The organism is Enterobacter sp. BNK-29 (genome assembly GCF_048684785.1).
In the GTDB taxonomy this organism is placed as follows: Bacteria; Pseudomonadota; Gammaproteobacteria; order Enterobacterales; family Enterobacteriaceae; genus Enterobacter; species Enterobacter cloacae_M.
In genome coordinates this window covers 1834127-1848271 of sequence record NZ_JBLQTU010000001.1, presented here as the reverse complement: position 1 = coordinate 1848271, position 14145 = coordinate 1834127, and the positions used below count along the sequence as shown (strand labels likewise).

14 protein-coding genes are annotated in these 14145 nt (G+C 55.8%); 11 read left to right on the top strand and 3 right to left on the bottom strand.

Going from position 1 to position 14145, the window contains the following annotated elements; translation table 11 throughout:
• The first annotated feature begins 43 nt into the window (after positions 1–43).
• From ubiE to tatD, 7 genes are all read left to right on the top strand, one after another.
• Complete coding sequence (gene ubiE, locus ACMGGX_RS08840; RefSeq protein WP_023309612.1) at positions 44–799, top strand: bifunctional demethylmenaquinone methyltransferase/2-methoxy-6-polyprenyl-1,4-benzoquinol methylase UbiE; 756 nt, start codon at positions 44–46, stop codon at positions 797–799.
• Between the two features lie 13 nt (positions 800–812).
• Positions 813–1418 (top strand): ubiquinone biosynthesis protein UbiJ, encoded by a 606-nt coding sequence (gene ubiJ, locus ACMGGX_RS08835; protein WP_181594018.1) that lies wholly within the window; start codon positions 813–815, stop codon positions 1416–1418.
• On the top strand, positions 1415–3055 hold the full coding sequence (ubiB, locus tag ACMGGX_RS08830) for a ubiquinone biosynthesis regulatory protein kinase UbiB (protein ID WP_348562329.1): 1641 nt from the start codon (positions 1415–1417) through the stop codon (positions 3053–3055). Before ubiJ ends, ubiB begins: the two co-directional genes overlap by 4 nt.
• A 76-nt stretch (positions 3056–3131) precedes the next feature.
• Positions 3132–3386 (top strand): Sec-independent protein translocase subunit TatA, encoded by a 255-nt coding sequence (gene tatA / locus ACMGGX_RS08825; RefSeq protein WP_023309609.1) that lies wholly within the window; start codon positions 3132–3134, stop codon positions 3384–3386.
• Positions 3387–3389: 3 nt separating this feature from the next.
• Complete coding sequence (tatB, locus tag ACMGGX_RS08820) at positions 3390–3932, top strand: Sec-independent protein translocase protein TatB (protein ID WP_032662846.1); 543 nt, start codon at positions 3390–3392, stop codon at positions 3930–3932.
• A 2-nt stretch (positions 3933–3934) separates the two neighbouring features.
• The gene (gene tatC / locus ACMGGX_RS08815; RefSeq protein ID WP_023309607.1) at positions 3935–4705 is read left to right on the top strand and encodes a Sec-independent protein translocase subunit TatC; all 771 of its coding nucleotides are present in this window, start codon (positions 3935–3937) and stop codon (positions 4703–4705) included.
• Positions 4706–4746: 41 nt separating this feature from the next.
• Complete coding sequence (gene tatD, locus ACMGGX_RS08810) at positions 4747–5529, top strand: 3'-5' ssDNA/RNA exonuclease TatD (RefSeq protein ID WP_348562328.1); 783 nt, start codon at positions 4747–4749, stop codon at positions 5527–5529.
• Here tatD and rfaH read toward each other — a convergent pair.
• Positions 5526–6017 (bottom strand): transcription/translation regulatory transformer protein RfaH, encoded by a 492-nt coding sequence (rfaH, locus tag ACMGGX_RS08805; protein WP_033146887.1) that lies wholly within the window; start codon positions 6015–6017, stop codon positions 5526–5528. The genes tatD and rfaH overlap by 4 nt on opposite strands.
• A gap of 173 nt (positions 6018–6190) precedes the next feature.
• On the opposite strand from rfaH, the gene ubiD reads away from it, so the two are divergent.
• Both ubiD and fre read left to right on the top strand, forming a co-directional pair.
• Positions 6191–7681: a 4-hydroxy-3-polyprenylbenzoate decarboxylase gene (gene ubiD / locus ACMGGX_RS08800; RefSeq protein WP_161496003.1), complete on the top strand. Its 1491-nt coding sequence runs from the start codon at positions 6191–6193 to the stop codon at positions 7679–7681.
• A gap of 42 nt (positions 7682–7723) precedes the next feature.
• Positions 7724–8425: an NAD(P)H-flavin reductase gene (gene fre / locus ACMGGX_RS08795; protein ID WP_008501516.1), complete on the top strand. Its 702-nt coding sequence runs from the start codon at positions 7724–7726 to the stop codon at positions 8423–8425.
• Between the two features lie 182 nt (positions 8426–8607).
• On the opposite strand, the gene fadA is transcribed toward fre, so the two are convergent.
• Positions 8608–9771: an acetyl-CoA C-acyltransferase FadA gene (gene fadA / locus ACMGGX_RS08790; RefSeq protein ID WP_109846471.1), complete on the bottom strand. Its 1164-nt coding sequence runs from the start codon at positions 9769–9771 to the stop codon at positions 8608–8610.
• A 9-nt stretch (positions 9772–9780) separates the two neighbouring features.
• Entirely contained in the window at positions 9781–11970 is a 2190-nt protein-coding gene (gene fadB, locus ACMGGX_RS08785) for a fatty acid oxidation complex subunit alpha FadB (RefSeq protein WP_420298282.1), read from the bottom strand.
• Between the two features lie 190 nt (positions 11971–12160).
• Between fadB and pepQ the strand changes: the two genes are divergently transcribed.
• Together pepQ and ACMGGX_RS08775 are read left to right on the top strand one after the other, a co-directional pair.
• A complete protein-coding gene (pepQ, locus tag ACMGGX_RS08780) occupies positions 12161–13492 on the top strand; it encodes a Xaa-Pro dipeptidase (RefSeq protein WP_032662849.1) in 1332 nt (443 codons plus the stop codon).
• On the top strand, positions 13492–14106 hold the full coding sequence (locus ACMGGX_RS08775; RefSeq protein ID WP_063442062.1) for an IMPACT family protein: 615 nt from the start codon (positions 13492–13494) through the stop codon (positions 14104–14106). Before pepQ ends, ACMGGX_RS08775 begins: the two co-directional genes overlap by 1 nt.
• Positions 14107–14145: the final 39 nt, after the last annotated feature.

Below are 14145 nucleotides of genomic sequence, written 5' to 3'. Positions count from 1 at the left end.
CTGTTACACTTCACGAACATTTTACTGATAAGCAGGCTCTGAGATGGCTGACGATTCACAAGACACAACGCACTTTGGCTTTCAGACTGTCGCCAAAGCGCAGAAAGCTGACATGGTGGCCCACGTATTTCATTCCGTGGCGGCGAAGTACGATGTGATGAATGACCTGATGTCGTTCGGCATTCATCGCTTGTGGAAGCGCTTCACCATTGACTGTAGTGGCGTACGTCGTGGACAAACGGTGCTGGATTTAGCCGGTGGTACGGGCGATTTAACCGCGAAATTCTCCCGTCTGGTGGGCGAAACCGGTCGCGTTGTTCTCGCCGATATTAATGACTCCATGCTGAAAATGGGACGCGAAAAGCTGCGTAACATTGGCGTGGTGGGGAATGTGGAGTATGTGCAGGCAAACGCCGAAGCGCTGCCATTCCCGGACAATACCTTTGACTGCATCACGATCTCTTTCGGTCTGCGTAACGTGACCGATAAAGAAAAAGCGCTGCGCTCTATGTACCGCGTGCTGAAGCCGGGTGGACGTCTGCTGGTGCTCGAGTTCTCTAAACCGATCATTGAGCCGCTGAGCAAAGCCTACGACGCCTATTCCTTCCACGTGCTGCCGCGTATTGGCGAGCTGGTGGCTAACGACGCTGAAAGCTACCGCTATCTGGCGGAGTCTATCCGTATGCACCCGGATCAGGACACATTAAAAGCCATGATGCAGGACGCGGAATTTGAGAACGTTGAATATTTCAACCTGACGGCGGGTGTCGTCGCGCTGCATCGCGGTTACAAATTCTGAGTGGAGGTGTCCCGTGCCCTTTAAACCCTTAGTCTCCGCAGGCGTCGAGAATGTACTGAACGCTTTTCTGTATCGCGCTCCTGCGCTTAAAGCTGCACGTCAGCGGCTTAACGGGAAGGTATTACGTATTGTTTTAAAAGAGTTCTCGACGCCGCTTGTGCTGGTATTCAGCGAACGCCAGCTTGACGTTCTGGGGGCGTGGGAAGGTGAGGCCGACTGCTCGGTCATCACGCACATGAGCGTGCTGCCAAAACTGCGCGATCGCCAGCAGTTAACGGCGCTTATCCGCAGCGGTGAGCTGGAAGTGGAGGGCGACATTCAGGTCGTGCAGAACTTCGTTGCGCTCACCGATCTGGCGGAGTTCGATCCGGCGGAGCTGCTCGCGCCTTTTATCGGCGACATTGCCGCCGAAGGCATCGGGAAAGTTCTTCATGGCGGCGCCTCCTTTGCGCGTAAAAGCCTCCAGCGCCAGCAACGCTATGCGGCGGAAGTGCTGACTGAGGAGTGGCGAATGGCGCCCGGGCCACTGGAAATTGCATGGTTTGCGGAAGAGACCGCTGCTGTTGAACGTGCGGTTGATGCGTTAACCAAACGGCTGGAAAAACTGGAGGGCAAATGACGCCTGGTGAAATTCGGCGCCTCTATTTTATTATTCGCACCTTTTTGAGCTACGGGCTCGACGAACTTATCCCCAAAATGCGTATTACGCTGCCGCTTCGTATCTGGCGGCGGATGCTGTTCTGGATGCCCAATCGTCATAAAGGTCAACCGCTGGGTGAGCGTCTGCGCCTGGCGCTGCAGGAGCTTGGTCCGGTTTGGATTAAATTCGGGCAGATGCTGTCGACCCGCCGCGATCTCTTCCCGCCTCTGATTGCCGATGAGCTCGCGATGCTGCAGGATCGCGTCGCACCGTTTGACGGCGCGCGCGCGAAAAAGCAAATTGAAGAGGCGATGGGAAATGTACCCGTCGAGACCTGGTTTGACGATTTCGACATTAAGCCACTGGCATCGGCCTCTATTGCTCAGGTGCACACCGCGCGTCTGAAAGAAAACGGCAAAGAAGTCGTTATTAAGGTCATTCGTCCGGATATCCTGCCAGTCATCAAAGCGGACATGAAGCTGATTTATCGTCTGGCGCGCTGGGTGCCACGCCTGCTGCCGGACGGGCGTCGTCTTCGTCCGCTGGAAGTGGTGCGGGAATATGAAAAAACGCTGATTGATGAGCTTAACCTGCTGCGCGAATCGGCAAACGCCATTCAGCTGCGTCGCAACTTTGAAAACAGCCCGATGCTCTATGTACCTGAAGTCTATTCTGACTACTGCAGCCAGAACATGATGGTGATGGAGCGTATCTACGGTATTCCGGTTTCGGATGTGGTGGCCCTGGAGGCACAGGGAACTAACATGAAGCTCCTGGCCGAACGTGGCGTACAGGTCTTCTTTACCCAGGTGTTCCGCGACAGCTTTTTCCATGCGGACATGCATCCGGGCAATATCTTCGTGAGCTACGAGCATCCTGAGGATCCGAAGTATATCGGTATCGACTGCGGAATTGTGGGTTCGCTGAACAAGGAAGATAAACGGTATCTGGCTGAGAATTTCATCGCGTTCTTCAACCGCGACTACCGTAAGGTGGCCGAGCTGCACGTCGATTCCGGCTGGGTGCCGCCGGATACCAACGTAGAAGAGTTCGAGTTCGCGATCCGGACCGTTTGTGAACCGATTTTTGAAAAACCGCTGGCGGAAATTTCCTTTGGGCACGTGCTGTTAAACCTGTTCAACACGGCTCGCCGTTTTAATATGGAAGTTCAGCCACAGCTAGTTTTACTTCAGAAAACATTACTTTACGTTGAGGGTGTAGGCCGACAGCTCTATCCTCAGTTAGACTTGTGGAAGACCGCGAAACCTTTCCTTGAATCCTGGATTAAGGATCAGGTTGGCATTCCGGCGCTGGTGCGCTCGCTGAAAGAGAAAGGCCCGTTCTGGATAGAAAAAATGCCTGAAATTCCTGAACTGGTTTATGACAGTTTGCGTCAGAGCAAGAACCTTCAGCACAGCATGGATAAAATCGCCCGCGAACTTCAGTCCAGCCGTGTTCGCCAGGGGCAGTCACGCTATCTCTTTGGAATTGGCGCAACGCTGCTGCTGAGCGGTACGCTGCTGCTGATCAACCGTCCGGACTGGCAGATGATGCCCGCCTGGTTGATGGCTGGCGGGGTGGTAGTCTGGCTAGCAGGCTGGCGAAAAACGCGCTGAGCGTGCGTCGCTATCGACGGGTCGCATACGTATAATGCGACCTGACTCATTAATCATCTATCCCTGAGGAACATGTATGGGTGGTATCAGTATCTGGCAATTAGTCATTATTGCCGTCATCGTCGTGCTGCTGTTTGGCACCAAAAAGCTCGGTTCTATTGGTTCCGATCTGGGCGCGTCTATCAAAGGCTTCAAGAAAGCGATGAGCGATGATGAGAGCAAGCAGGATAAAACCAGCCAGGACGCTGACTTTACTGCTAAATCCATCGCCGACAAGCAAGAAGAAGCCAAAAAGGAAGACGCTAAACGCCACGATAAAGAGCAGGTGTAAGTCGTGTTCGACATTGGTTTTAGTGAGCTCCTGCTGGTCTTTGTGATTGGCCTGATTGTGCTGGGGCCGCAGCGTCTGCCGGTGGCAGTGAAAACCGTTGCGGGCTGGGTTCGTGCGCTGAGATCGCTGGCATCGACCGTTCAGAATGAACTGGCGCAGGAGCTTAAGCTGCAGGAATTTCAGGAAAGCCTGAAAAAGGTCGAGAAGGCGAGCATGGATAACCTGACGCCGGAACTGAAAGCGTCAATGGATGAGCTGCGCGAAGCGGCGGAATCGATGAAGCGCTCCTATAGCGTTAACGATCCTGAAAAAGCGAGCGATGAAGCGAACACCATCCATAACCCGGTGGTTAAGGGCAGCGAGGAGCAGCGCGAGGGCGTAACGCCTGCCAGTGCTGAACATCAGGCTGCCGCACCAGAACAGACGCCGCAGGAAACCGAATTGAAAAAACAGGCGCAGCCGGAAGAGCCGGTGGCAAAAGCGGCGGAAGTGAAGCCCGCTGCGTCCGTTTCCGAATCATCCCCTTCGTCGAGTGATAAAGCGTAAACATGGCAGTAGATGATACTCAACCGCTGATTACGCACCTCATTGAGCTGCGTAAGCGCCTGTTAAACTGCATTATTGCGGTTTTGCTCATATTCCTGTGCCTGGTCTATTTTGCCAACGATATCTATCAGGTGGTCTCTGCGCCGCTGATCAAGCAGATGCCGCTGGGCGCAACGATGATTGCAACAGACGTTGCTTCTCCATTCTTTACCCCCATAAAGCTGACCTTCTGGGTGTCGTTGATTGCCTCTGCACCGGTCATTCTTTACCAGGTGTGGGCGTTTGTGGCGCCAGCGCTGTATAAGCATGAACGCAAGCTGGTGATCCCGCTGCTGGTGTCCAGCTCGCTGCTTTTCTATATCGGCATGGCGTTTGCCTATTTCGTCGTCTTCCCGCTGGCCTTCGGCTTCCTGACGCATACCGCGCCGGAAGGGGTCCAGGTGTCGACGGATATCGCCAGCTACCTCAGCTTTGTGATGGCGCTGTTTATGGCGTTTGGCGTGGCATTCGAAGTGCCGGTTGCCATTGTGCTGCTTTGCTGGGTAGGAGTAACGACCCCGGATGACCTGCGTAAGAAGCGTCCATATATTCTGGTGGGCGCCTTCGTGGTCGGCATGCTGCTGACACCGCCGGATGTGTTCTCGCAGACGCTGCTGGCCATACCGATGTACTGTCTGTTTGAGGTCGGCGTTTTCTTCTCGCGTTTCTACGTGGGTAAAGGACGTCGAGCGGATGACGAAGACGATACGTCCGACAAGACCACTGAAGAGTAAAACCAGCCGCCCGTCAGGGCGGTTGTTATATGGGGATTTGCATGTTTGATATCGGACTCAACCTGACCAGCTCGCAGTTTGCGAAAGATCGTGATGAGGTGGTTGCGCGCGCGTTTGCCGCCGCGGTCAAAGGACTGCTGCTGACGGGCACCAACCTGCATGAGAGCGAGCAGGCGCAGCAGCTGGCGCAACGATACGATCGCTGTTGGTCTACTGCGGGCGTGCATCCTCACGACAGCAGCCAGTGGACAGCGGAAAGTGGCGACACCCTCTACAGGCTGGCGAAGACGCCAGAGGTTGTGGCGATCGGCGAATGCGGTCTCGATTTCAACCGTAACTTTTCCACACCTGAAGAGCAGGAAAAGGCGTTTACTGCCCAGCTTGCGCTGGCAGCAGAGCTTGGAATGCCCGTGTTTATGCACTGCCGCGACGCGCATGAGCGTTTCCTGGCACTTCTGGAACCGTGGCTGGAGAAACTGCCCGGCGCGGTACTGCACTGCTTCACCGGTTCACGGCAGGAAGCGCTGGATTGCCTGAAGCGAGGGCTTTATCTGGGTATTACCGGCTGGGTGTGCGATGAGCGCCGCGGGCTTGAACTTCGTGAGCTGTTGCCGGTAATCCCGGCTGACCGGCTGCTCCTCGAAACCGATGCGCCTTATCTGCTACCGCGCGATATGAAGCCCAAACCGGCATCGCGGCGGAATGAGCCCGCGTATCTGGGGCACATTGTTGAGAGCGTCGCGAAGTGGCGCGGAGAGGATCCGCATTGGCTTTCGGCGCAGACGGATGACAACGTGCGTAATCTGTTCGGAATAAACGTTTAAAGCTTGCGGAAGTCGGTGTTTTTAACGCTCTGCAGCACCTGCTTGTTCAGCAGATTGAGCAACAGCATAGAGCGCGCTTCCCCGTCCGGCTCGGCAAAAATCGCTTGCAGGCCTTCGAAAGCGCCTTCGGTAATCACGACGCTATCGCCCGAGTAAGGAGTTTCGGGGTCGGTGATCCCTTCAGGCTGTTGATAAATCGACAGCTGATGAATGACCGTCGACGGAACCGTTGCCGGGTGGGCACCAAAACGAACGAAGTGGCTGACGCCGCGCGTTGCGCTGATGGTGGTGGTGTGGATGACTTCCGGGTCGAACTCCACAAACAAGTAGTTCGGGAACAACGGCTCACTGACGGTTGTGCGCTTCCCGCGCTGCATTTTTTCAAGCGTGATCACGGGTGTCAGGCAATTGACAGACTGACGTTCAAGATGTTCCTGCGCGCGCTGAAGTTGCCCGCGTTTGCAATACAGTAAATACCAGGCCTGCATAATCACTCTTTCCCTTAGTTCGGGGCGCAAGCATATCAAAACCCTGGCGGGATCGCTAAGTTGATTATAATGGGGGAAAATGGAACAGAACGCATAAGTTCACGCTTATTTAACAAAATTACAGCATCAAGCAGGCTTACGCCGTATAATGAAGCGCTTACAGAGAGGCCATGATTAACTGCATGAAATACCACGATCTCCGCGACTTCCTGACGCTGCTGGAAAAGCAGGGTGAACTCAAACGTATTACACTTCCTGTCGATCCTTATCTGGAAATGACAGAAATTGCTGACCGCACCCTGCGTGCCGGTGGCCCCGCATTACTGTTTGAAAATCCGAAAGGTTACTCCATGCCGGTGCTGTGCAACCTGTTTGGTACACCGCGTCGTGTTGCACTGGGAATGGGGCAGGAAGACGTCTCTGCGCTGCGTGAAGTCGGTAAACTGCTGGCGTTTCTGAAAGAGCCTGAGCCACCGAAGGGCTTCCGCGATCTGTTCGACAAACTGCCGCAGTTTAAGCAGGTGCTGAACATGCCTACCAAACGCCTGCGCGGCGCGCCGTGCCAGCAGAAAGTGCTGGAAGGCGATGCGGTTGATCTGACCAAAATCCCTATCATGCAGTGCTGGCCTGAAGATGCCGCTCCGCTGATCACCTGGGGGCTGACCGTTACGCGCGGCCCGCACAAAGAGCGGCAAAACCTCGGTATTTACCGCCAGCAGTTGATTGGCAAGAATAAACTCATCATGCGCTGGCTGTCGCATCGCGGCGGCGCGCTGGATTTCCAGGAGTGGTGCGCTGCGCATCCGGGGGAGCGTTTCCCGGTGTCTGTCGCCTTAGGCGCCGATCCGGCCACCATTCTGGGAGCCGTCACGCCCGTGCCGGATACGCTCTCTGAATATGCATTTGCAGGCCTGCTGCGCGGAACTAAAACCGAAGTCGTGAAGTGTATCTCTAACGATCTCGAAGTTCCGGCCAGTGCGGAAATTGTGCTGGAGGGTTACCTCGAGCAGGGTGAAATGGCGCCAGAAGGCCCCTACGGCGACCACACCGGCTATTACAACGAAGTGGATAACTTCCCGGTGTTTACCGTGACGCACATTACGCAGCGTGAAGATGCGATTTATCACTCCACATATACCGGACGTCCACCGGATGAACCGGCGGTGCTGGGCGTGGCGCTGAATGAAGTGTTTGTGCCGATCCTGCAAAAGCAGTTCCCGGAAATTGTTGATTTTTATCTGCCGCCTGAAGGATGCTCGTATCGCATGGCGGTGGTCACGATGAAGAAGCAGTATCCTGGTCATGCTAAACGCGTGATGATGGGCGTATGGTCTTTCCTGCGCCAGTTTATGTATACCAAATTTGTTATTGTCTGCGATGATGACGTTAACGCCCGCGACTGGAATGACGTAATCTGGGCCATTACCACGCGAATGGACCCGGCGCGCGATACGGTGTTAGTCGAAAACACGCCGATAGATTACCTGGATTTTGCCTCGCCGGTTTCCGGTCTTGGCTCAAAGATGGGACTGGATGCCACAAATAAATGGCCTGGCGAAACCGACCGTGAATGGGGTCGCCCGATCAAAAAAGATCCTGCAGTGACCGCGCGAATTGACGCGATCTGGGACGAGCTGGCCATAATGAATAACGGTAAACCCTGAGCTAACCGTTAAGCCCTATAGACTTCCCGACAGAGAGAGCGAATGACAACCTTAAGCTGTAAAGTGACCTCGGTAGATGCCATCACCGACACCGTATATCGCGTCCGTTTAGTGCCTGAAGCGCCATTCTCTTTCCGCGCGGGTCAGTACCTGATGGTTGTGATGGATGAGCGTGATAAGCGTCCTTTCTCTATGGCCTCAACGCCAGCGGAGCAGGAATTTATTGAGCTTCATATTGGTGCGTCAGAGCTTAACCTGTATGCGATGGCGGTGATGGATCGGATCCTGAAGGAACGTGAAATCGTGGTGGATATTCCGCACGGTGATGCGTGGCTGCGCGATGACGAAGACCGTCCGCTGATCCTGATCGCTGGCGGTACGGGCTTCTCTTATGTGCGCTCTATTCTGTTGACCGCCCTGGCGCGTAACCCTGACCGTGACATCACCATTTACTGGGGTGGCCGCGAAGAGAAACATCTGTACGACCTGTCTGAGCTGGAAGCGCTGAGCGTAACCCATCCTAACCTGCGCATTGAGCCGGTGGTTGAGCAGCCGGAAGAGGGATGGCGTGGTCGTAGCGGGACGGTGCTGACGGCGGTGCTGCAGGATCACGGCACGCTGGCAGGGCACGATATCTACATTGCTGGCCGTTTTGAGATGGCGAAAATTGCCCGCGACCTGTTCTGCAACGAACGTGACGCGCGTGAAGACCGCCTGTTTGGCGATGCGTTTGCCTTCATTTAAATAAAAAACCCGCCCCTGACAGGCGGGAAGAACGGCAACTAAACTGTCTCTCTTCGCCAATGACGCCATAACTGCGTTGGCTGCGCTCGTTCACCCGAATCACTTACCTGAGTAAGCTCATCGGGATTCGCTCGCTTGCCGCCTTGTTCTGACGCCATTGGCTTTGAGATACTTTTCCTGATTTACACTCTCTCAAACACCGTCGCGATACCTTGACCCAGCCCGATACACATCGTTGCCAGACCAAACTGGGCATCTTTGCGTTCCATCAGGTTGATAAGCGTTGTGCTGATACGCGCTCCGGAGCAGCCCAGCGGGTGACCGAGGGCGATCGCGCCGCCGTTGAGGTTAATCTTCTCGTCGATCTGCTCCATTAACCCCAGATCTTTAATGCACGGCAGGATCTGCGCGGCGAACGCTTCGTTCATTTCAAACAGGTCGATGTCGCCGGCGGTTAATCCCGCTTTTTTCAGCGCCAGCTTCGAGGCCGGAACCGGGCCGTAACCCATGATTGAAGGATCGCAGCCCACGACCGCCATCGAACGTACCCGAGCGCGAGGCGTTAAGCCCAGCTCGCGGGCGCGGCTTTCGCTCATCACCAGCATCGCGGCGGCACCGTCGGACAGTGCTGACGAAGTACCTGCTGTTACCGTACCGGTGACCGGATCAAACGCAGGGCGCAGGGTAGAAAGCGCTTCTACGGTGGTTTCCGGGCGGATGACTTCGTCGTAGCTGAACTGCTTCAGTACGCCGTCTGCGTCGTGGCCGCCGGTCGGGATGATCTCATTCTTAAAGGCACCGGACTGCGTCGCCGCCCATGCGCGAGCGTGAGAGCGCGCGGCAAAGGCATCCTGCATTTCACGGCTGATGCCGTGCAGACGAGAGAGCATCTCGGCGGTCAGGCCCATCATCCCCGCGGCTTTCGCCACGTTACGACTCATGCCAGGATGAAAATCGACCCCGTGGCTCATCGGCACGTGACCCATGTGCTCGACCCCGCCCACCAGGCAGGCCTGCGCATCGCCGGTCATGATCATGCGTGCCGCGTCGTGCAGCGCCTGCATTGATGAACCGCACAGGCGGTTGACGGTGACGGCCGGAACCGAATGCGGGATCTCCGCCAGCAGCGACGCGTTACGGGCGATGTTGAAACCTTGCTCCAGGGTCTGCTGCACGCAGCCCCAGTAGATATCGTCCAGCGCAGCAGGATCCAGCGCCGGGTTACGCGCCAGCAGGCTACGCATCAGATGCGCGGAGAGATCTTCTGCACGCACGTTACGGAACGCGCCGCCTTTTGAACGGCCCATCGGGGTGCGAATCGCATCAACAATGACAACCTTTTCCATTGTGACTCCTTAAGCCGTTTTCAGCTCGCCAACCGGACGGGCTGGCTCAACTGCTGGATAGTAGGGTTCGTTATGGCGCGCTTTGTTACGCAGCCCTTCCGGCACCTCATAAAGCGGGCCGAGGTGCTGATACTGCTGAGCCATATCGAGATAGCGGGCGCTGCCGAGCGTGTCCAGCCAGCGGAACGCGCCGCCGTGGAACGGAGGGAAGCCAAGGCCGTACACCAGCGCCATGTCGGCTTCTGCCGGGCTGGCGATGATGCCTTCTTCGAGGCAACGCACCACTTCGTTGATCATCGGGATCATCATGCGGGCGACGATCTCATCGTCGGTGAAGTCGCGTTTTGGCTGGCTAACGTCGGCCAGCAGGCCATCCACCACGGCATCTTCTTCTTTCTTCGGTTTGCCTTTGCTGTCTTCTTTATAGCGCCAGAAGCCCAGGCCGTTTTTCTGGCCGAAGCGGTTAGCGTCGAACAGAGCGTCAATGGCGTCGCGATAATCTTTCTGCATGCGCTGCGGGAAGCCTGCCGCCATCACCGCCTGAGCGTGGTGAGCGGTATCAATGCCGACCACGTCCAGCAGATACGCCGGGCCCATCGGCCAGCCGAACTGTTTCTCCATCACTTTGTCGATTTTGCGGAAGTCCGCACCGTCGCGCAGCAGCTGGCTGAAGCCGGCGAAGTAAGGGAACAGCACGCGGTTGACGAAGAAGCCCGGGCAGTCGTTAACAACGATCGGCGTTTTGCCCATCTTGCTGGCCCATGCCACCACTTTAGCGATGGTTTCGTCAGAGGTTTTTTCCCCGCGGATCACTTCGACCAGCGGCATACGGTGTACCGGGTTGAAGAAGTGCATCCCACAGAAGTTTTCCGGACGCTTCAGCATGCTCGCCAGTTCGCTGATTGGAATGGTGGAGGTGTTAGAGGCAAGCACGGTCTCAGGACGAACTTTGTCTTCCGTTTCTGCCAGCACCGCTTTTTTGACTTTCGGGTTTTCGACGACGGCTTCGACCACCACATCGACACGGTCGAAACCGCTGTATTCCAGCACGGGCTGAATGGTGGAGATCACACCTGCAAGCTTCAGCCCGTCAATTTTTCCGCGCTCCAGCTGTTTATTCAGCAGCTTGGCCGCTTCGGTCATGCCCAGCGTCAGGGATTTCTCGCTGATGTCTTTCATCACTACCGGCACGCCTTTCCAGGCCGACTGGTAAGCGATGCCGCCACCCATAATGCCCGCGCCGAGTACCGCCGCATGTTTTGGCGTCTCAACGTTTTTAGTCAGCTGCCTGGCTTTACCCTTCACGAACTGATCGTTGAGGAAGATACCGACCAGCGCGCGAGCTTCATTGGTGTGCGCCAGAGGGACAAAGCTCTGATTTTCGAGCTTCAGCGCTTCATCGCGTCCGAGACGAGCAGCCGCTTCAATGGTTTTCACCGCCGTGATCGGCGCCGGGTAGTGTTTACCCGCCGTCTGCATCACCATGCCTTTAGCGATGGTGAAGCTCATGGTGGCTTCAATCTTGCTGAGTTTTAACGGTTCCAGCTTCGGCTGGCGTTTGGCTTTCCAGTCGAGATCGCCGTTAATGGCCTGACGCAGAATGGCGAGTGCACCTTCAACCAGTTTCTCTGGCTTCACGACGCCGTCGACCAGGCCGATTTTCTGAGCCTGTTCTGCGCCGACATCTTTACCTGCGGCAATGATCTCAAGGGCGCTGTCGGCACCCAGCATGCGCGGCATACGCACGGAGCCGCCAAAGCCCGGCATAATGCCCAGCTTGGTTTCCGGCAGGCCGATGCGCAGGTCCGGCGTCGCCAGACGGTAGTCGGTCGCCAGTACGCACTCGCAGCCGCCGCCCAGCGCGTAGCCGTTAACGGCGGAAATGGTCGGGACAGGCAGATCTTCCAGACGATTAAAGACGCTGTTGGCAAAGTGCAGCCACTGGCTCAGCTGTTCTTCCGGGACCAGGAACAGCGAAAGAAACTCGGTGATATCGGCACCGACAATAAAGGCCGCTTTGTTCGAACGCAGCAGCAGCCCTTTTAATTCAGGTTGTTTTTCAAGAACATCCAGCGCCTGGCCAAGACTGGCCACCGTCGCGGTATCAAGCTTGTTCACTGAGCCGGGGGCATCGAACACCAGTTCGGCAATGCCATCTTCCAGCCAGTTGAGGTACAGGGTGTCGCCTTTGTAGAGCATGTCAGTCTCCTGAATCCAGCAATTGGATCTGGTCATACCAGATGAATCGGAGTGTGGGATTTATGTTAATAAAATGCAAATTACTCATTAAGAAAATGCTGCATTGATCACGGTCGGTGGAAATCACGCAGCCGGAGTGAGGTGTGCTAAGATGCGATGACTTGAGGTCAAAAAAACGAAAGGAAGAATGATGGACTCACTGGCTTCGCTTTATAAAAATCATATCGTTACCCTACAGGAACGTACCCGCGATGTACTGGCCCGCTTTAAGCTGGATGCGCTGCTGATCCACTCCGGCGAGCTGATGAATACCTTTCTGGATGACCACGCTTATCCGTTTAAGGTGAACCCGCAGTTTAAAGCCTGGGTGCCGGTGACTCAGGTTCCAAATTGCTGGCTGCTGGTAGACGGCGTGAACAAGCCGAAACTGTGGTTCTACCTGCCGGTCGATTACTGGCACAACGTAGAACCGCTGCCGACCTCTTTCTGGACGGAAGAGATTGATGTGATTGCACTGCCGAAAGCGGACGGCATTGGCAGCCAGCTGCCTGCCGCGCGAGGCAACATCGGCTACATTGGCCCTGTTCCGGAGCGCGCGCTGGGTCTGGATATTCCGGCAGACAAACTCAATCCGAAAGGCGTGCTGGATTACCTGCACTATTACCGCGCGTATAAAACCGACTACGAACTTTACTGCATGCGTGAAGCGCAAAAAACGGCGGTGAATGGCCACCGTGCCGCGCACGAAGCGTTCCAGTCGGGGATGAGCGAGTTCGACATCAATCAGGCCTATCTGACCGCGACGGGCCACCGTGATACCGACGTGCCGTACAGCAATATCGTCGCGCTGAACGAGCACGCGTCTGTGCTTCATTACACCAAACTGGATCACCACGTTCCGTCGGAGATGCGCAGCTTCCTGCTTGACGCAGGCGCCGAGTACAACGGTTACGCGGCCGACCTGACCCGTACCTGGGCGGCGAATGCGGATACCGATTTCGCGCAGCTGATTAAAGACGTAAACGATGAACAGCTGGCGCTGATTGCCACTATGAAGGCGGGAACCAGCTATGTGGATTACCACATCCAGTTCCATCAGCGCATCGCAAAACTGCTGCGTAAGCATCAGATTGTGAAAGACATGAGCGAAGAGGCGATGGTCGAGAACGATCTGACCGGGCCATTTATGCCGCACGGTATCGGCCATCCGCTGGGCCTGCAGGTTCACGACGTTGCGGGCTTTATGCAGGATGACACCGGCACGCACCTGGCGGCACCGTCTAAATATCCTTACCTGCGCTGCACCCGTATTCTGGAGCCGCGTATGGTGCTGACGATTGAACCGGGGATCTACTTTATCGAATCCCTGCTGGCGCCGTGGCGTGAAGGCCAGTTCAGCAAACACTTCAACTGGGAAAAAATTGACGCGCTGAAGCCGTTTGGCGGTATTCGCATCGAAGATAACGTGGTGGTTCACGAAAACGGTATCGAGAATATGACGCGAGACCTGAAGCTGGCCTGATGGAAAGCTGGCTGATACCGGCTGAACCGGTCACCTTTGTTGAGGAAATCAAGAAAAGCCGCTTTATTACGCTGCTGGCGCATACCGACGGCGTAGAGGCGGCAAAGGCGTTTGTCGAATCCGTTCGGGCTGAACATCCTGACGCGCGTCACCACTGTGTGGCGTGGGTGGCAGGGCCGCCGGATGATTCACAACAGCTGGGGTTTTCCGACGACGGTGAACCGGCGGGCACGGCCGGTAAACCCATGCTTTCGCAGCTGATGGGCAGCGGCGTGGGTGAAATTACCGCCGTGGTGGTGCGCTACTACGGCGGCATCCTGTTAGGCACGGGTGGGCTGGTAAAAGCCTATGGCGGCGGAGTTCAGCAGGCACTGAATATGCTCACAACTATCCGCAAAACGCCGCTCACCGAATATACTTTGTTGTGCGATTACGCTCAGCTATCGGGCATTGAAACGCTGCTCAAACAGTTTAACGGCGTCATCGCGCACAGTGAATATCAGGCAATGGTGCAATTACGCGTGGCGCTTCCTCAGGCGGAGCTGGCTGCTTTTTCAGCAAAACTGGCTGATTTTAGTCGTGGTTCGTTGCAATTGCTGCCGATTGAAGAATAATCCCCACCTCACTTTTTTGAATACCAAAGGAAGCGGCAG

Bases quoted from the DNA above. Each gene is read 5' to 3' on its own strand.
- fre (WP_008501516.1), top strand. From the start codon at position 7,724: ATGACAACCTTAAGCTGTAAAGTGACCTCGGTAGATGCCATCACCGAC.
- tatA (WP_023309609.1), top strand. From the start codon at position 3,132: ATGGGTGGTATCAGTATCTGGCAATTAGTCATTATTGCCGTCATCGTC.
- ubiB (WP_348562329.1), top strand. From the start codon at position 1,415: ATGACGCCTGGTGAAATTCGGCGCCTCTATTTTATTATTCGCACCTTT.
- pepQ (WP_032662849.1), top strand. From the start codon at position 12,161: ATGGACTCACTGGCTTCGCTTTATAAAAATCATATCGTTACCCTACAG.
- ACMGGX_RS08775 (WP_063442062.1), top strand. From the start codon at position 13,492: ATGGAAAGCTGGCTGATACCGGCTGAACCGGTCACCTTTGTTGAGGAA.
- tatC (WP_023309607.1), top strand. From the start codon at position 3,935: ATGGCAGTAGATGATACTCAACCGCTGATTACGCACCTCATTGAGCTG.
- fadB (WP_420298282.1), bottom strand. From the start codon at position 11,970: ATGCTCTACAAAGGCGACACCCTGTACCTCAACTGGCTGGAAGATGGC.
- ubiE (WP_023309612.1), top strand. From the start codon at position 44: ATGGCTGACGATTCACAAGACACAACGCACTTTGGCTTTCAGACTGTC.
- fadA (WP_109846471.1), bottom strand. From the start codon at position 9,771: ATGGAAAAGGTTGTCATTGTTGATGCGATTCGCACCCCGATGGGCCGT.
- rfaH (WP_033146887.1), bottom strand. From the start codon at position 6,017: ATGCAGGCCTGGTATTTACTGTATTGCAAACGCGGGCAACTTCAGCGC.
- tatD (WP_348562328.1), top strand. From the start codon at position 4,747: ATGTTTGATATCGGACTCAACCTGACCAGCTCGCAGTTTGCGAAAGAT.